This window comes from Streptomyces sp. NPDC048270, assembly GCF_040652335.1.
In the GTDB taxonomy this organism is placed as follows: Bacteria; Actinomycetota; Actinomycetes; order Streptomycetales; family Streptomycetaceae; genus Streptomyces.
In genome coordinates this window covers 107932-125259 of record NZ_JBEZLV010000003.1, presented here as the reverse complement: position 1 = coordinate 125259, position 17328 = coordinate 107932, and the positions used below count along the sequence as shown (strand labels likewise).

The window sequence follows — 17328 nt, the reverse complement described above, 5'->3', positions numbered from 1 at the left end:
CTCAGACCGTACGCGCGGCGTCCCTGACGATGGCCTCGAACATGCGCCGAAACCCCCTGAACAACGGGCCGTGCGGCGTCTCCATCACCTTGTAGGTGGCAGGCTCGTGCCCCTCCCAACCTGCGTCGAACGCCCCGACGAACATCGTGGAGTCAGCCCGGATCAACCGCCACGTCGGCAGCATGCCGTACCGGTACACCTCGATGTCGCAGATCCCCGCAAGCTCACGGAGCCGAACCTCGGCCAGCCGCACACCGCTTGCGAGAGACTCCGCAGACTCACCGATTTCAGCGGCCCGTAAGGCGAGAGTCGGCGCCTCGGGGTCGAGCAGGAGCACACGCACTCGGAGACCGCCGCCCTGACGCCCCAGGTGGGCGCGCAGCATCGAATCATTCAGCCCGATCAAGCCGAGTCCACGCACAGCGAGGATGTCCAACTCCGCCGCACCCCGCACCTGCTGCTGAATCTCCGCCCGCGCGGAGGCCTGCGCGGAGTAGACCCGCACCACCTCGGGAAACGCCGCGAGGTCGAACGCCGCCCCACCGGAGCGCCGCTCACGACCGGCCGCCAATCCGAGGAGGTGGCGGGCGTCGTCAGGCATGTTCAGCCCGTCGGCGATCCGCTCGTACACATCGAGGCGCGACACCTCACGGCGCCGATTGATGATCTCGTTCACGCGCGCCTGGGTCATACCGACCGCTGCGGCGATGCGCGCCTGACTGGCTCCGCCGTACTGCTGCACACACCGGAACACCGCCCCCACATCGCGCGCACGCAGTGCTTGGCGTACATCAGCGCGCTCCCACGCCCAGTCGGGCAGGGAAGTCGGCACGAGCGGTGTGCTCACGGTCGACTACTCCCCTCATCCTCCTGCGAGATGGGAAATCATCCCACCGTGAGATTACCGCGCGGGTATCGAGCTTGTACGCACAGTCACCGGATGCTGTCCATGCGCCCGCGCGACCTCAACTCGTCCAGATCCGGAAGGCCCGCCGATGACTCCAGACGCCCGTGAAACTCCGGACAGCCCCTTGCCAAGCCCCGAGGCCGGCGCCGGCCTCAGCCAGGACCTCTTCGACCGTGCCCGCGTCGGCTGGGAACGCTTCATCGCTTCCATCGAGGAGTGGTCCGATGGCTGAGCGGTACGCGTACGTGCCGCACCGCCTGTTGCGCCGCCGTGTCCGCGATATCGCGTCCGGGGCCGAGGGCGAGCTGATGGCCGTGATCAACGAGAACGTCTCGGACTCTGCCGTCCGCGAGCACTGGGTGGAACTGGCGTACATCCGGGGCGCCACCGGTCGCGAGTTCACGACCGCGGTGGGCAGCGTCGCGCCCGCCGACTGATCCTCAGGCGCAACGCATCCTGACGCGCACCCCGTCATGGGTGGCCTATGTCCCACCCAAGACGGGCTGCGGACGCCAAGCGGCAGGAGCGCGTAGCGATCTGGGGCGCCCGCCGCCCCCCGGGCCCCTCCCGGCGGCCCGGGCGGAGGCACGGCAAACGGGAACCAGCGAACCGGTCGCTGATGCCCCCTGGCTCTGGCCGGGAACCAGTGGACCGTTCCTTTGGGGGCTTCCCGGCAGTCCTTGTCTTTCCGGGGCGGGGTGGTCGGTCAAGAGTGGAGCGCAGCGACATCGCGAAGCGACGCGACGAAGGAGCGCTCTTGAGGGACCGCCCCGACGCGGAAGGACGATGGGACTGACGGGAAACCCCCAAACCCTCCCTGATCGAGCCCAGCCGAAACCCCGCCCCCACCCCCCTAAGGCTGCGGCTCGAAGTCCCAGTACGGCCGGGTCTGCTGCTTCGCGGCGACCGTGTGGACGTGCTGGGGGCCCAGGGTGCGGGTGAGGCCCTTGATGCCCGCGTCCTCGTGCTTGCCCGCCTCCGCGTCCTCCCGGACCGAGCGGAGGTCGGCCGCGAGGGCGATCTGGGCGCTCAGCGTCATCGGGTGGTCCGGGCCCAGGACCTGCTCGGCCGCGCGCAGCGTGTCCCGGCTCAGGGACAGCGCGTCCTCCAGGCGCCCGGTGATGTTGCGGTGCCCGGTGGCGTTGAGGGCGCAGCCCAGCGTCCAGGGGTGCCGGTCGCCCAGCGCGCCCCGCATGCCGACCAGCGCCTGCTCGGCCAGGGACAGGGCCTCCGCGCGCTCGCCCTGCGCGCGCAGGACGAGGCCGAGGTTGCCGACCGTGCCGATGCTGTACGGATGGGCGAGGCCCAGCTGCGACTGGTAGCCGCGGACCACGTCCTCCGAGATCCGGCGCGCCTCGCCGATGTCCCCGTACTCGCGGAGGTACGTGGCGTAGTCGGAGGCCACCATCAGCGTCCACGGGTAGTCCACCCCGAAGACGCGGGTGGCCCGCTCCCACACGGTCCGCAGCCGCAGCCCGGCGCCGGGGATGTCTCCCGAACGGCGCAGGCACAGCCCCAGGTTGTGCTCGGCGCGCAGGGTCTGCGGGTGGCCCAGCCCCAGCACCTGGGTGTTGAGCTTGACGCCCTGCTCCTGCCGGGTCTGCGCCTCCCGGTAGCGGCCCATCAGCCGCAGCCCCATGGCGCAGGCGATGCCGGAGGACAGGGTGGAGATGTGCTGGGGCCGCAGCACCCGCTCGCGGCGGCGCAGGGTGTCCAGGTCGAGGTCGTAGGCGTCCTGGTAGCGGCCCAGCAGCCGGTAGGTGGCGGCGAGGTTGTTCTGGGCGCCGAGGGTGGTGGAGTCGTCCTCGCCGAGCAGGTCGCGGTAGGTGGCCAGGCAGTGCTCGAAGATCTCGCGGGCGGGCTCGAACTTGGCGATGCAGAGCAGCACTCCGCCGTACGCGCTGCTGGCGCGCAGGGTCTCCAGGTCGCGTTCGCCGCGCTCGCCGGTGATCCGGTCGGCGACGGCCCTGGTGAGGGTCTCGGCCCTGCGGAAGAGGCCGAGGTTGCGCAGGGCTCCGCCGTACTGGTAGCTGAGCTCGCGGACCTTGGGGTGGTCCTCGCCGAGCATGGCCCGCCAGGCCTGGTCGGTCTCCTCGCACAGCCGCAGGCAGGTGCGGTACTCCCCGGCGAGGACCAGGTAGCGCAGGCACTGGAGCAGGAAGTTCTGGATGCGCGGGTTGCCGCTGGTCAGCACCCCGGAGGTGGTCAGGTGGGGGATGAGCTCGGCGTAGCGGGGCCACAGCCGGGCGTCGGAGGGCCGGCCGGGGTCGGCGGCGGCGAGGACCTGGCGGACGGCGCGGGCGAGCGGTTCGGCCTCGTCCTCGGAGAGGTTCTCGCGGACGATGCCGTGCACCATGCGGTGCAGCTGTACGGTCTCCAGCCCGCCGCCGCCCTCTTCCACGGGCAGGTCGGAGTACTCCAGGCGGACGACGGAGAACTGGACGAGCTTGTTGAGGGCGGCGTTCCACCGGATCTGGTCGTTGATCAGCCCGGCGAGCTGTTCGGGCACGTCGTCGGCCGGGAACTCGCGCAGCAGCCGCAGCGGTACGGGTCCGGGGGCGAAGAACACGAACAGCCGCAGCAGGGCGAGGGCGTCGGGGAAGTTCTCCCGGACGTTGTTCAGGAGTATGGCCAGGGCGGTGGGGAAGGGCAGCGGGTAGTCGTCGGAGACGGTGACGGCCTCGCGGGAGTCCAGCCGGCGCTGGAGCAGCGCCAGGTAGTCGCCGACGGTCAGCGGTGAGTCGGCGAGCCAGCCGGCGGTCTGGTCGAGGGCCAGCGGGTAGTCCTCCAGGGCCTCGGCGAGCTGGTCGGCCTCGGCGGCGGTGAGCCGCAGGGCCCGGCGGCGGATGAAGGTGATGGACTCGGGCCGGGCGTAGAGGGGGACTTCGACGAGGCTGGTGTGGCGGGAGGCCCATTCGCGGTTGCGCGAGGTGATGATGACGTCGCCCGCGCCGGAGGGCAGCAGGTCGGTGAGGTCGTCGGGGTTGTCGCAGCCGTCGAAGACCATCAGCCAGCGGCCGTACGGGGAGCCGCGCCGCAGCGCTTCGAGGACGGCCCGGATCTGCTCGCCGTAGCTGCCGGCGCCGCGCGGCAGGCCGAGCGCGGGGGCCAGGTCGGCGAGGCGTTCGCGCAGGGTGGGCCGGTCCTCGGCGGGGACCCACCAGACGATGTCGTACTCGGAGGCGAAGCGGTAGGCGTACTCGGTGGCGACCTGGGTCTTGCCGACGCCGGAGAGCCCGAGCAGGGTGACGGTGGAGGCGCCGGCGGGGGCTTCGGTGAGCGCCGCGCGCAGGGTGCCGATGACGTCGTTGCGGCCGGTGAAGCGGGGGTTGCGGCGCGGGACCCGGCCCCAGATCTCGGGCGGGTCGTTGGGGAAGCGGGGTCCCCGGCGGCCGGTCTCGGTGCCGATGCGGTCGGTGGGCAGCTCCAGGCGGCGCAGCACGCGGTACTCCGCCTCGTACGCGTCCAGGCCCCACAGGTCGGTCTTCTCCAGTACGGCCACGGCGCTGGGCAGCGGGGCGTCGGTGAGGCAGACCGCGGCGAACCGGTCGGGGTGGCGGTCGGTGACCGTGCGCAGGGCGGTATTCCACGCCGCGTCCTGCATGTCGGCATGGGTTCCGGCGGAAAAGTAGCGTTCGCTGAGGACCAGGAGGACCCGGCTGCCGGAGCGGGCGAGGTCGTCGAGGGCCTCGGCGACGCCGGGGCTGTTCTGCGGGTCCCAGCGCTGGAGGGCGACCCGGTGGCCGTGTTCCTCCAGGCGGTGGGCGATCCACACGGCCCAGGGCCGGTTGAACCCGGCGAAGCTGATGACGAAGCGCTGTGGTCCAGCGGTGGAGCCCTGTTCCTGCCGACTACCGGTGGTCATGCGGCCGTCTCCCTGAAATCCGGGCAGTGGACGGGCTTGAAAGGTACCGCAGCACGGCCCCCGGCGAAGCCCCTCAAGCCCGTACGAACGGGACGAGTTCGGGATGGGCCTCGCACCAGGTGCGGCGCTCGCGGTCGACGGCCCGGCGGGCGGTGGTGTGCTGGTCCCCGGGCGGCGGGAGCTCGTCCATGGCCCGCTCGGCGTCCGCCATGGCGTCGGTGAACTCCCGCCCGGCGGAGGTCAGTTGCTCGTGGCTGCGCAGGACGGGCAGTACGGCGGCGACCTGGGCGCGGGTGCGGGCGTGCTGGGCCCAGGCGCCCCGGGCGCCGTAGAGGGCGGCGCGCTGCCAGTACCCGGCCAGGGCCAGGTGGGCGTAGGCGCCGTGCAGGAGTCCTTCCAGCGGGCGGGGGTCGGTGCGCCAGGGGGCCCAGTACCGGGGGGTGCGGTCGGCGGTGTGCAGGGTCAGGACGTCGGCGAGGGCGGTGAGCTTGCCGTGCTGCACCTCGTGGACGAGGGTGGCGGCCAGGGCGGGCGGGGCCTGGGCGCGGGCCAGTACGGAGCCGGCGGCCGCGGGCAGGGTGGCGCCGCTGGAGCGGGAGCCGCCGGCCAGCGGTACGACCGAGCGCAGCAGGCGGACGGTCTCCTCGGCGCGGGCGGTGTCGTAGCGCTGGAGCAGGGTGAGCGCGCCGGTCCACTGGGTGTCCCAGCGCTTGTGCCCCTTGGGGGTGAGCCGGCGGGCGGGGCGGACGGGGGCCGGGCGGGCGGGGCCGGGAGCCCGGTAGGGGTCGAGGTCGTCGAGGGCGGTGCGCCCTCCGGGGAGGGGGTGCAGGGGCAGGGTGGCCGGGTCCTCCGGGTCCCAGGAGCGCTCGGTGAGGGCGAGCGGGCCGGGGCGTTCGGGGCGCAGCAGTCCGAGGGTGGGCAGGACGAGGCGGCCGTGCTGGGGCCGCAGGGTGTGGGTGAAGGCGATCCGGGCGCGCAGGGCGGCGGCGACGGCGAGGGCTCCGAGGTGGCCGAGGTCCGGCGGGGGCCCGTACGGGGCGTGCAGGCGGCGCAGGGTCTCCTCGGCCCACACTCCGGTGGCCGGGTAGTGCAGGACGTCGCGCACGGCGTCCGGGGCGTGGCGTTCGGCCGCTTCCAGCAGGGCCCAGTGGTCGGCGGTCTCCCCGGCCCGGGCGCCGGGGGCGGCGTCGAGGACGGCCCGCAGCAGGACCAGGCGCTTGGAGCGGCGTACGTCGCGGACCAGGCGGGTGCCCTCGGCGCAGGGTTCGGTGGAGGCGAGGGCGCGCAGGGTGCGGGAGGAGACGGTGAACGAGGTGAGGGCGGCGGTCATGAGGCGACCGCCGGGGGGCGGGCGGCGCCCGCGACGGCCGCGGCGATGTGCCGGATCAGGACCTGGAGGTCCGCGCAGTACACGGAGGGCTGCCGGAAGCCCTCGCCGGCCCGGTAGCGGTGCGGGTAGTGCCCGCCGCCGCACACTTCGACGAGTTCGCAGGCCCGGCAGCCGTCGGGGAGTGCGGCCAGTCCGAGCTGGCGGGCGGCGAAGCCGGGGTGGTCGAGGAGCTGGTCGAAGCTGTGGGTGCGCAGGGTCATGCCGGTGGCGGCGGCGCCCTCGTAGGCGGACTTCAGCGAATCGGCCTGTTCGATGGAGCCGTCGGTCTCGATGACGGCGGTGGCGGCGGGCGCGAGCCCGAGGGTCTCGGTGGCGGCGGGCAAGCCGAGCAGCAGGGCGATGATCTCCTCGAAGACGCGGATCCGGGTGCGCCGCAGCCCGTCGTGCCACCAGCGTTCGAAGACGGCGAGGAGCCAGTCGGCGTACGGGGTGCCGGGCGGGTGGTGGCCGGGCGGCGGCGAGCTCCAGTTGGCGAGCGGCAGCAGCAGCCCGAGGGTGGGCGGGGCGAAGGCGAGCAGGGACTCGTACGTCTCGACCGGGTCGTGGGCGAGGTCGATGACGCAGAGCACCCCGGCGTAGCTGTCCGGATGCCGTGCCAGCAGCCGCAGGCCGCGGGCGGCGGCGCCGAATCCGGGGCGGCCGGCGTGGTCCACGCGCCGGGTGTTGTGCGCGGGGAGCCCGCCGTCGAGGCTGACGCCGACGCGTATCCCGGCGGCGCCGAGGGCGGCGAGACGGCCGCGGGTGAGGAGGGTGCCGTTGGTCTGGACGGTGGCGGTGACGCGGGTGCGCGGGGCGGCCGCGGCCACGGCGGCCCGGACGGCGTCGACCGGCCCGGCCAGCCCGGCGGGCGACGTGAGCAGCGGTTCCCCGCCGTGCAGCACCAGGTCGACGCGGGGCAGGTCGTGGGCGGCGGCGTGCTCGGCGATCCGCTCGGCGGCGCGGGCGGCGGTGGCGGGGTCCATGGCGGTGGGCTGGGCGCGCCAGCCCTGGTCGGCCATCTCGTAGACGTAGCAGTAGGTGCAGGCGAGGTTGCAGCGGCTGCGCGTCTTGAGCACGAACTGCCGTACGGGGTGGGGCCGGTGTCCGGCGGCGCGCAGGGCGGGCACGTCGAGCCGGGTGTAGGGCCAGGGCGCGTGGGTGCGGTGCGCGGGCTGCCCGGCCGCGCTCGTGTGGGTGTGCCTCATCGCTGTACCTCCCGCCCCCGCCCCCGGTCACCGCAGGGAGGCGCCCCCTGCGGACGGTGCATCCCTGCCCTCCGGACGGCCTCGGCTAACGGCGGAAAGTGGTCAAGTGGGCTGCGGGCGCCGCAACTCGGGCGGGCCGGGTGGCGCGCCCGGTCAATCGACGCCGGAGTCGAAGGCGTTCAGGATTTCGGCCGGGTGCGTGACCCGCTCGACCATGCCCTCGATCACCTGGGCCAGCACGGGATGGTCGATCCCGCGCAGCGCGGCCAGATCCAGTCCGGAGAGGTCCGGCAGCCGTGCGGGGCACTTGTGGGCCTGGGCCGCCACCGCCAGGTCCTGATCCTTCGTCACCATGGGCCGCCGGTCCCCCTGTTGCGTCGCATGTTCGATGGTCCACTGCCCTTTCCCCTCCCCCGGCGCCCGGAAACGGCGGCACCGGGGGCGCAAAGCCGCTCAAAGAGCCGCTTCCAGGGCTCTGATCCGCTCGGCGAGCGCCTCGGCCCGCCCCTGCGCCTGCCCGCCCGAAGCCCTGCTCGGAGGGACCGTCGCAGGGCCGCCCGACCGGCCCTCCGACGGTCTCGCCGACCGGCCCGCCGGCGGTCCGTCCGGACGTCCGCCGCGCGGGCCGCCGCCTGGGCCGCCGCCCAGCCCGCGGCCGAGCTCGGCGCCCAGCCCGCCGCCCGGGTCATCGCCCAGCCCGTCGTCCGGCCCGCCGGGGCCGCTGTCCAGCCCGTCGTCCGACCCGCCGGGGCCGCTGTCCAGCCCGCCGTCCAGGCCGTCGTGCCGGCCCTCCGGCGGTCCGGCCGGCCGCTCCTCGGCTCCGGTCTCCGGCCTCTCCTGCGCGCCCCCGCCGCCGAGCCGCGCCCACAGTTCCAGCGCCGAGCGGTAGGCGTCCAGGGCCGCCCGGGGCCGGGCCAGCCGCTCCAGTACCTCCCCGCGCAGTTCCTGTACGCGGGCCGCCAGCTCCACGGCCAGGTCCCGGCGCTCGTCGCGGTCGGCCTCGAGGGCGGCCCGCCAGGCCCGCCGGTAGGAGTCGGCCGCCCGGTCCAGGCGGTCCGCCGCCCGGGTGTGCCCGTGGATCTCCAGCTGCACGTCCGCGTGGTCCCGCCAGGCCCCGGCCCGTTCCAGCGGGCTGCGGCTCTGCCGGACGGCGAGCTCCAGCAGGTACTCCGCCTCCCGCAGGTCCACCGGGTCCCCTTCGTAGCCGTGCCGCAGCCGCAGCCCGGCGGCCAGCCGCAGCAGCCGGTGCGCCACCCCCGGGTCGGACTGCGGCACCGCCGCCCGGCTCTCGCGCAGCACGCGTACGGCGGCTCCGGTGAAGGCCCGGCCGTCGGCGGCCCGGGCGCGCTCCAGCAGGACGTCGCCCCACTCGGGCAGCAGCTCCCCGAAGGCCTCCGCGTCCCGGGGGATCAGCCGGCGGGCCCGGCCGTACGCCTGGGCGGCGTCCTCCAGCGCCACCGGGTCGGCGTCCCGCTCGTACCGGGCCCGGTGCACGCGCGCCAGGCACACCAGGGCGGCCACCCGCAGGTCCGGGTCCCCGCCCGCCTCCTCGAAGGCCTCCCGCAGCTCCCCCGCCGCCTCTTCGAGCCGCGCGGGCAGGTACCGCAGCGCCCCGGCCAGTTCGACCCGGGTCCGGGCGCGCGTCTCCCGCCCGGCTGCGTCGTCCGCGGCCGGGCCGGTCACGGCCAGGCGGGCCGCGGCCTCCGCGGCCACGGCCGTGCGCTCGGCCGGGTCCGGGGTGTGGGGCAGCAGGGCCAGCAGGACGCGGCCCAGGGCCCGTTGCAGCTCGGGGTGGGCCGCCGGGTCGCCGGCGGCGCCGGTGACGGGCTCCAGGGCGGCCCGCGCCTCGCGCAGCGCGCCCGGGTCCTCGCGCAGCACGCTCAGCCGGATCAGGGTCTCGGCGCGCCGCACCGCGCAGTCCCGCCGCAGTCCGGGGTCGCCGGAGGCGGTGGCGGCCGCCGCGAACTCCCGGTCGGCGGCGGCCAGCAGGTCCGCCCGGGGTTCGCCGGCCAGCGCCCGCTCGTACAGCACCCGGCCGTGCACGGCCCGGGCCGGGGGCGTGCTCAGGCCGGTCAGGGTCCGCTCCGCCTCGGAGAGGAGCTCCGGGTCCCGCTGCGCCGCCCACAGCCGCAGCAGGGCGCCGGCCAGTTCGGTCTCGGCCTCCTCCGGCGGGTCGCCGGGCCCGGCGGGGGCGGCGACCGCGCGGCGCAGGACGGCCACGGCCTCGTAGAGCGCCCGGGCGTCCCCGTCCGTGTCGCCGGTCCGGTCCCGGTCCGCGTCGGCGAGCCGTTCCCGGGCGGCGCGCACCGCGCCGGCTCTCGCGGGCGGCGGCGGGGGCGTGGCGGACTCGCGCACCGGCGGTCCCTCCTCCGGCAAGCCGGGCAGGTAGCGCCGTACGACCTTGGCCGAGACCTGCGCGAAGGCCTGCGGGAGCCGCCCGGCGGGAACCCGCTCGGCGTCGCCCGGCACGAGCCCGGGGCCCGTGCCGGGCGCCGGAGCCGTGTTCAGGTCCGGGCCGTCCTCGGCCTCGGCGGGCGGTGCTCCGGTGAGCTGCGAGACGGCGAGTGCGGGGAAGTTGCGCACCCCCCGCCCGAAGTGGGCCAGCACATACTCCGAGCAGTGCTTCAGCACCAGGGCGGCCTCGTCCCGCCCCAGCGGCCCCAGCAGTACGTCCTGCACCCCGGGGGCGAACTCGTACCACTGGCCGGGAGTGTCAGCGCTGCGCCGCAGCAGGCCGCTCAGCAGGACTTCGGCCAGGTCCGAGGGTTCGGAGTCGGGCAGCATCGTGCGCTGCACGAGCCGCATGACGGGCAGCGTCAGCGGGGCCGCCGACAGGTACACGGCCAGCTGGACGGAGCGGGGCGCGGCCGAGGACCGGAAGCGGGCCACCAGTTCGCGCGGCGGGCGTACGGCGCGGGGCGGCGGAAGGGGCGCGGCCGGATGGGCGGCCGACACCCGGCCCACCTCGGCCGGCACCGGCCCGGTGCCGAGCCCGGCGACGAGCCGGGCCCAGGCGCCGAGGGCGATGGCGCTGGGCGGCAGCACGGGGACGGTCAGGCCTCCCGTGGGGCGGCCGGGCAGCGGCGGCCGGTCCGACCGGAACTTCAGCTTCCCTCCGCTGCCCTCGATCCGGGTGAGCGTGCCGCGCTCGGTCGGCAGCCAGCTGCGGCCCCACAGCCGCTGGGGCAGCGGCTGGACGACCACGCACGGGGTGCACTCGGCCCAGCGGTGCAGCAGCCGGTGTGCCGAGCCCTCCCGCCACAGCGGTCCGGCGCAGTCGGAGACCACCATGGTCAGGGCCCGGCCGGTGGGGTCGCGCAGCTGGTCCCCGGAGCGCAGGCCGGCGCCGGGCACGGGGCCGCGCCCGAGGGCCGCCGTGCCGTCGGGGAGCCGGTGCAGGTAGTGCACCTGGACGTCCCGGAAGGCACCCAACCGCTCGCACACGGAGCGCAGTTCCTCGAACATGTCGTGCCACACCGCCATCGACGGCGAGGCGTCCATCACCAGCCGTACGGTGGCCTCCCGCCGGCTCTCCGGCCGGAGCACCGGGATGACCAGCCCGAGGGCCCGGGCGCTGGCCTCGGCGGTGGCCGGTTCGTCGAGCACCGTCCGGGTGGGCGGGGCGGGCGGCCGGTGCCGCTGGAGGGCCCGCAGGGCCCGCTGGATCTCGAGGATGCGGGGCAGCGCGGCCGCCGCGGGCACCCGTACGGGCACACCGCGCTCACCGGGCGGCTCCCCGGTGGGCGCCGCCTCCGCCTCGCCCGCCCGGCGCGGCCCGGGGGCGTAGAGCCTGACCGGTTCCTCGGTCTCCGGTTCTACCCGCTCGGGACCCTCGGGCAGCCTGACCGGATCTTCAGCCTCCGATTCTGCCAGGGGCGCCTCCGCATCCGGCGCGGACGGCTCCGGCCGGGCCATCCGCGCGGCCAGCCACAGCGCGTCGGCGAGCTCCTCGGCGGACGGATCGAGCCCGGCCCCGCGCAGCAGCACGACCAGTTCACGGATGCCGGGCACTCCGGCGGGCGGCACGGCCCGTCACCTCGGGCGGTCGAGGCGCTGGATGAGCAGGTCCGCGAGGTCCTCCCGGGTGGGCGGGGCGGCGTAGTGCGTCAGGTAGACGGCGTTGAGCAGCTGGTCGGCCGCGACCAGCTCGGACTGCGAGCGGCTGAGGAACTCGCGGATCAGGTCGGCGCCCAACTGGGCCGCCTCCTCCCCCAGATGGGCCCGGACCATGGTGGCGAGCCGCTTCTCGCCGGGCTGCCCGAGCTTCAGCTGGATGCAGCGGCGCAGCAGCGCGGCGGGGAAGTCGCGCTCCCCGTTGCTGGTCAGGATGATGAAGGGGAAGGCCCGGCAGCGCACCCGGCCGCCCCGGACGGTCACCTTGGCCCCGTCGTCGGTGAGCACCTGCACCTCGGGCTCGGTGTCGGCCACCCGCTCCAGCTCGGGGAGGGCGAACTCGCCCTCCTCCAGCACGTTCAGCAGGTCGTTCGGCAGGTCGATGTCGCTCTTGTCGAGCTCGTCGACGAGCAGCACCCGGGGGCGCGCGGTGGGCAGCAGGGCGGTGCCCAGCGGACCGAGGCGGATGTACTTCCCGATGCCCGTCGCCCCACCCGGCGCCCCGCCCGTCGCCCCGCCGCTCGCCGCGAGCTGCACGTCCTGGAGCCGGGCCAGGGCGTCGTAGCGGTACAGCCCGTCCTGGAGGACGCTGCGCGACACCACCGGCCAGCGCAGCACCCGCCCGAGCTTCAGCTCGTGCGCGACGGCGTGCGCGAGGGTGGACTTGCCGGTGCCCGGGAAGCCGGTCACCAGCAGCGGCCGCCGCAGGTACAGGGCCGCGTTGATGGCCTCCAGCTCCTCCGGCTCGGGCCGGTGCAGCTCGGCGGCCTGCCGGTGGGCCCCGAGCCGCCGGGCGACGTTCCCGTCCGCCACCGAGGCCGGGCCGCCGGCCTCCCCCACGGGCCCGCCGTCGAAGTCCCGCCACGGCGGCGGGTCGGGCAGGGCCTCGATCCCGTCGTGGGGCTCGCCGACACCGCGGTATATGAGCCATTCGTCGTTCATGGGTGCTGCTCCCTCCTGCCGGTCACAGGTCGCCCTGGAGCGGCTCGTCCTCGGGCAGGGCGCGGGCAGGGTCGTTCCAGACGAGGGCGGCCCCCGCCGACCAGTACGCGTCCGGGTCGGCCCCGTACGCCCGCCCCCGCAGCGCCTGCAGCCGCAGCGGCAGCACCTCCGCCCGCCCGGCGTCGGCCAGTTCCTCCCGCAGCCCGCGGTGGAAGGGCGCGCACGAGACCCCCGGATCCGCCGGGGGCCGCCGGCACACCACCACCCCGTACCCGGCGTCCCCCACGGCGTGCAGCGAGCCCAGCGTGGGCTCCACCGCCGCCGCGCGGCAGTGCACCGGCACGGTGTTGTCGGGGAGGCCGGCCAGCCAGGCCGCGGACGGGCTGCGCGGCCGCCCCCGTACGCAGTCGGCCCGTTCGTCCAGCAGCGGCCCGGTCTGCGCCCGGGCCCACCGGGCGGCCGCGGCGGGCCCGGGGTTCCCCGCCGGGTGGCGGAAGACCACCGGCCGCTGCACCCCCACCGGCACCCTGCCCACCAGCACCCACTCGTCCACCGCGAGCCCGAACAGCTCGGGGGCGACCGCCACTTCAAGCGGGGCCGCGGCCTCGTGGGTGTCGCAGCGCCGGAAGGACTCCGCGAGAGGGGCCCGCAACACCTCCGGCAGGCCCGCCTCGGTGGCCCGCACCCCGGATTCCACCGGCGTCACCCGCCCGGGACGCTCCGGGCCGGCCAGCACCGAGACCCGCCAGTCGTAGACGTCCTCCCAGCCGTGCGCCCACACCTCCAGCAGCACCGACGCCCCGGACGGCAGCCCGCCGGACGGCCGCACCGGGCCGCGCACCGCGCGCCCGGCCGAGGCGCGCCGGCGCCGCTCCCGCTCGGCCAGTCCCCGCTCGTGCCGCTCCCCGAGCTCCCGGCGCAGCGGGCGCCACAGCCGCTCGGCGGTGGCCCGCACCCAGTCCCACAGCTCCTCGTCCGCGCCCGGCGTCGGCGGCTCGCGGTAGTCGGCCACGCTCACGTCCGCCGCGTACCGGAGCATCGCCGCGGCCTCCCCCGCCCCGCCCGGCGGGTCGTGCAGCAGCCCCAGGCCGTCGCGCCAGCTGAGCGGGGCCAGCGGATGCGGCTCGGGCTCCTCCCCGCGCGCCGCCTCCACCAGGGCCCGTACGACCTCCGAGGAGCCGGGCGGGGGCAGTTCGGCGAGCAGCCCGCACAGGGTGGTGCGCTCGCCGGGGGTGAGCCGGCCGCGCCCGCCGTACGGGTCCCCTTCCCCGGGCGGGAGTTCGCCGTGCACGTCCGTCCAGGTCCGGCGGCTGTTGAGGTCGCTGAGGTGCTGGTCGTAGTGGTGCAGGTCGTGGGCCTGCATGACCCGGCGGTAGAGCCCGGTCTGGCCGCGCAGGGGCATGGGCAGGGTGCGCAGCTGCACGACGGAGACGGCGAGCCCGCCGCCCCCGGCGTGCCGCCGGGCCTTGACCACGCCGACGACCTCGCCGCGGACCAGGTCCACCACGGGGCCGCCGGACATGCCGGGCTCGATCTCGTCGTCGTCGCCGAGCCGGATGGCCGCTCCGTGGCCCGCGCTGCCGCGCAGCCGGGTGGTGCGGCCGGTGATCTCGGGCGTGCCGAGGTCCTCGGTGCAGCCGAAGTAGGCGACCTCGTCGAAGCGGGGCCTGGAGCGGTCGGTCAGCCAGACGCAGGCGTGCGAGACGGGAGCCAGCACCCGGATCAGGGCCAGGTCGGGCAGGTCCCACAGGGCCCTGCGGCCGGGGCGCCGCTCCTCCAGCCGCTCGGGCAGGACGCACTCCACGCGCCCGGTGACCGTACCGGTGGCGCCGTTGCCGCCGGAGGAGAAGGTGATGCCGACCTCGCGCCCCGTCAGACGCACCGCAGCACCCCCTTCCCCCACCACGTGCGCGCACGTCAGGACCCAGCCGGGGGCGATGAAGAAGCCGCTGCCCCAGGTGGGTCCGGTCCCAGCCGTTCCATACCCGTCCGGCGGGGCGTGGACGCGTACGGTCGCCGCCTGGACCAGGGGCTCCAGAAGCTCGAAGGCGCGCGCGGAGCCGGCCGTGCGCCCTTCCGTCATGCGCGCCCCCCAGCTCGTGAGACGTCCAGGCTAGCGCCGCGGCCGCCGCGGGCGGGAGGTCTTGCCGCGCCGCGGATTATCCTGGCGGGAAACACCCCCTGCACATCCTCATCACGGCACGGAGCCCGACTTGTACTTCACCGATCGCGGCATCGAGGAGCTGGAGAAGCGGCGCGGCGAGGAGGAGGTCACCTTCGAGTGGCTCGCCGAGCAGCTGCGCACCTTCGTCGACCTGAACCCGGACTTCGAGGTCCCGGTGGAACGCCTGGCCACCTGGCTGGCCCGCCTGGACGACGAGGACGACGACGCCGACGAGTGAGCGGCGTGCGCGGACGGCGCACCTGTGGGAACACATGAGAACGGCCCGGCTGCCGGTGGGCAGTCGGGCCGTTCTCGTGTGTCTCAGCCCGCCGCGGGCGGCGCGGGCGGAGGGACCGGGCGCCGGATCAGGCGGCCTTGGTCTCCCAGAAGATGCGGTCGATCTCGGCGATGAGCTCGAGGGCCTTCTGGCCGGTCGCCGGGTCGTTGGACGCCTTGGCGGCCGAGAGGGCCTTCAGGGTGTCGTTGACCAGGGTGTGCAGCTGCGGGTACTTCTCAAAGTGCGGCGGCTTGAAGTAGTCGCTCCACAGCACCGAGACGTGGTGCTTGGCCAGTTCGGCGCGCTGCTCCTTGATGGTGATGGCGCGCGCGCGGAAGTCGGCGTCGTCGTTGGCCTGGTACTTCTCCTGCACGGCCTTGACGGACTCGGCCTCGATGCGGGCCTGGGCAGGGTCGTACACGCCGCACGGCAGGTCGCAGTGGGCGGAGACCTTCGCCTTGGGGGCGAAGAGGCGGGAAAGCATGGAGTGTGTCCTCCTCGTGATCGTCTTCTCAAGGGGGAGGTTACTCGCTCCAAATCGCGTTTTCGCGGTCGGCCCCATGGGCTTAGGACAAAAGTCTAGCGTCGCGTGCGGACCGGTGAGCGAATGTACGGGGCCGTACGGCAGCATGCGGGGGTGACGAGGAGGTCGGGCATGACGGAGAACGGGCGCCCCCGCAAGCGGTTCGAGGTGCTGGAGGTGGCGGGTCCCTCGATGGTGCCGACGCTGCTCCACGGGGACCGGCTGCTGGTCCGCTACGGGGCGGCCGTCCGTCCGGGTGACGTGGTGGTGCTGCGCCACCCGTTCCAGCAGGACCTGCTCGTGGTCAAGCGGGCGGTGGAGCGGCGGCCGGGCGGCTCCTGGTGGGTGCTGGGCGACAACCCGTACAACGAGACCGGCGACAGCACCGTCTTCGGGCCGGTGCCCGGCGAGCTGGTGCTGGCGACGGCGGTCCTGCGGTTCCGGCCGCGCGAGGACGGTCAGCGGTCGCTGAGGGCGCGGCTCTCGTGGGCGGCTTCGGCGCTGCGCCCGCTCTGGGCGGACGCCTCGGCCTCCAGCCGCTTGCGGGCGCGGTAGGCGGCCACGTTCGCCCGGGTGGCGCAGCGGTCGGAGCAGTAGCGCCGGGAGCGGTTGGTCGAGGTGTCGAGGTAGGCGTTGCGGCAGGGCGCGGCCTGGCACAGGCCGAGCCGGTCGGGGCCGTGCTCGGTGAGGTGGAAGGCCAGCCCGAAGGAGGCCATGGCGGCGTAGCCCGCGGAGGCGTTCGAGGGGTGCTCGGCGAGGTGGATGTGCCAGTCGGGTGCGCCGTCCTCGCCGAGGGTCTCGTGGCCGGAGACCTGGGGGCTGATGGGGAACTCCATGAGCAGCGAGTTCAGCAGGTCGACGGCGAGGACGTGGTCGCCGCCGTCGGCCGCCTCGAAGACGGAGCGCAGCCGGCCGCGGACGTTGCGGAAGCGGGTGACGTCGGTCTCGGTGACCCGGCGGGCCATCTGCACGCTGGCGCCGAACAGGGCGCGGACGGCGTCGACCGAGGTCAGCGAGTCCTTGTTGCGGGCCGGCTCCTCGGTGTTGACCAGGCGCACGGCGAAGTCCGAGTAATGGGCCAGTTCCACTTGTAGTCCTTACGGCTGCGGATTAGTGTCTCCGGTAACGGCTGAGACGTCTTCGAGGGTATTACGTATGGAGGGTTCGTGATGGCGGATACGACAGCGGTGACCGGGACCAGCGCCTACTGGCAGGCGTGGCAGGACAGCTGGGACCGCCAGCAGGAGTGGTACATGCCCGACCGCGAGGAGCGGTTCCGGGTGATGCTGGACATGGTCGAGGCCCTGGCCGGCCCCGCCCCCCGGGTGCTGGACCTCGCGTGCGGTACGGGAAGTATTACGGACCGCGTGCTCAAGCGGTTCCCGGAGGCCACCAGCACGGGCGTCGACCTCGACCCGGCGCTGCTGGCCATCGCCCGGGGCCACTTCGCGGGCGACGACCGGGTCTCCTTCGTGACCGCCGACCTCAAGGACCCCGAGTGGCGGTCGGCCCTCCCCCACGGCACGTACGACGCGGTCCTCACGGCGACGGCCCTGCACTGGCTGCACAGCAAGGACCTCGCCGTGCTGTACGGGCAGCTGGCGCCGCTGGTGAGCCCGGGCGGGGCGTTCATGAACGCCGACCACATGCCCGACCCGGCCACCCCGCGCATCAACGCCGCCGAACACGCCCACCGGCACGCCGGGATGGACCGCGCCAAGGCCTCCGGGGTGCCCGACTGGCGCGAGTGGTGGGCCCTGGCGGCCGCGGACCCGGTGCTGGCCGACGCCGTGGCCCAGCGCTTCGAGATCTACGGGGAGCACGCGGACGGCGACACCCCCTCCGAGGCCTGGCACGCCCGCGCCCTGCTGGAGGCGGGATTCGCGGAGGCCCGTACGGTGTGGCGCTCGCCCTCCGACGCGCTGGTCCTGGGTCTGAAGTAGCGGGAACGGCGCAGGGGCGG

The 17328-nt window shown here is 75.1% G+C and carries 14 protein-coding genes; 4 read left to right on the top strand and 10 right to left on the bottom strand.

Annotation, left to right across the window (positions count from 1 at the left end; genetic code table 11):
- Position 1: 1 nt before the first annotated feature.
- A complete protein-coding gene (locus AB0D66_RS03855) occupies positions 2 to 847 on the bottom strand; it encodes a helix-turn-helix transcriptional regulator (RefSeq protein WP_362296154.1) in 846 nt (281 codons plus the stop codon).
- 284 nt (positions 848 to 1131) lie between these two features.
- Between AB0D66_RS03855 and AB0D66_RS03850 the strand changes: the two genes are divergently transcribed.
- Complete coding sequence (locus AB0D66_RS03850; protein ID WP_362296151.1) at positions 1132 to 1344, top strand: hypothetical protein; 213 nt, start codon at positions 1132 to 1134, stop codon at positions 1342 to 1344.
- Positions 1345 to 1760: 416 nt separating this feature from the next.
- Here AB0D66_RS03850 and fxsT read toward each other — a convergent pair whose 3' ends face one another.
- From fxsT to AB0D66_RS03815, 7 genes are all read right to left on the bottom strand, one after another.
- Entirely contained in the window at positions 1761 to 4772 is a 3012-nt protein-coding gene (gene fxsT, locus AB0D66_RS03845; protein ID WP_362296148.1) for an FxSxx-COOH system tetratricopeptide repeat protein, read from the bottom strand.
- A 73-nt stretch (positions 4773 to 4845) separates the two neighbouring features.
- Positions 4846 to 6102 (bottom strand): HEXXH motif domain-containing protein, encoded by a 1257-nt coding sequence (locus AB0D66_RS03840; protein ID WP_362296145.1) that lies wholly within the window; start codon positions 6100 to 6102, stop codon positions 4846 to 4848.
- Positions 6099 to 7346 (bottom strand): FxsB family cyclophane-forming radical SAM/SPASM peptide maturase, encoded by a 1248-nt coding sequence (locus AB0D66_RS03835; RefSeq protein ID WP_362296142.1) that lies wholly within the window; start codon positions 7344 to 7346, stop codon positions 6099 to 6101. The genes AB0D66_RS03840 and AB0D66_RS03835 overlap by 4 nt, the downstream gene beginning before the upstream one ends.
- A 153-nt stretch (positions 7347 to 7499) precedes the next feature.
- Positions 7500 to 7700 carry an FxSxx-COOH cyclophane-containing RiPP peptide gene (gene fxsA, locus AB0D66_RS03830; protein WP_069921917.1) on the bottom strand — a complete coding sequence of 67 codons (201 nt, stop codon included), beginning with the start codon at positions 7698 to 7700 and terminating at the stop codon, positions 7500 to 7502.
- 99 nt (positions 7701 to 7799) lie between these two features.
- Positions 7800 to 11372, bottom strand: coding sequence for an SAV_2336 N-terminal domain-related protein (locus AB0D66_RS03825; RefSeq protein WP_362296138.1), 3573 nt, complete (start codon positions 11370 to 11372; stop codon positions 7800 to 7802).
- Positions 11373 to 11378: 6 nt separating this feature from the next.
- Positions 11379 to 12401: a MoxR family ATPase gene (locus AB0D66_RS03820; protein WP_362296135.1), complete on the bottom strand. Its 1023-nt coding sequence runs from the start codon at positions 12399 to 12401 to the stop codon at positions 11379 to 11381.
- Between the two features lie 22 nt (positions 12402 to 12423).
- Entirely contained in the window at positions 12424 to 14484 is a 2061-nt protein-coding gene (locus tag AB0D66_RS03815; protein WP_362296132.1) for a trypsin-like peptidase domain-containing protein, read from the bottom strand.
- Positions 14485 to 14614: 130 nt separating this feature from the next.
- Between AB0D66_RS03815 and AB0D66_RS03810 the strand changes: the two genes are divergently transcribed.
- Positions 14615 to 14803: a DUF6104 family protein gene (locus tag AB0D66_RS03810; RefSeq protein WP_030709801.1), complete on the top strand. Its 189-nt coding sequence runs from the start codon at positions 14615 to 14617 to the stop codon at positions 14801 to 14803.
- A 127-nt stretch (positions 14804 to 14930) separates the two neighbouring features.
- Here the strand turns inward: AB0D66_RS03810 and sodN are convergent, their stop codons facing one another.
- Positions 14931 to 15326 carry a superoxide dismutase, Ni gene (gene sodN / locus AB0D66_RS03805; protein ID WP_136215065.1) on the bottom strand — a complete coding sequence of 132 codons (396 nt, stop codon included), beginning with the start codon at positions 15324 to 15326 and terminating at the stop codon, positions 14931 to 14933.
- A gap of 171 nt (positions 15327 to 15497) precedes the next feature.
- Here sodN and sodX point away from each other — a divergent pair, with 171 nt between their 5' ends.
- Positions 15498 to 15920, top strand: coding sequence for a nickel-type superoxide dismutase maturation protease (gene sodX / locus AB0D66_RS03800; protein ID WP_362296128.1), 423 nt, complete (start codon positions 15498 to 15500; stop codon positions 15918 to 15920).
- Here the strand turns inward: sodX and AB0D66_RS03795 are convergent.
- Positions 15824 to 16453 (bottom strand): CGNR zinc finger domain-containing protein, encoded by a 630-nt coding sequence (locus AB0D66_RS03795; protein ID WP_362296125.1) that lies wholly within the window; start codon positions 16451 to 16453, stop codon positions 15824 to 15826. The two genes, sodX and AB0D66_RS03795, sit on opposite strands and share 97 nt — an antisense overlap.
- Positions 16454 to 16534: 81 nt before the next feature.
- Between AB0D66_RS03795 and AB0D66_RS03790 the strand changes: the two genes are divergently transcribed.
- Entirely contained in the window at positions 16535 to 17308 is a 774-nt protein-coding gene (locus AB0D66_RS03790; protein WP_362296122.1) for a class I SAM-dependent methyltransferase, read from the top strand.
- Positions 17309 to 17328 lie beyond the last annotated feature (20 nt).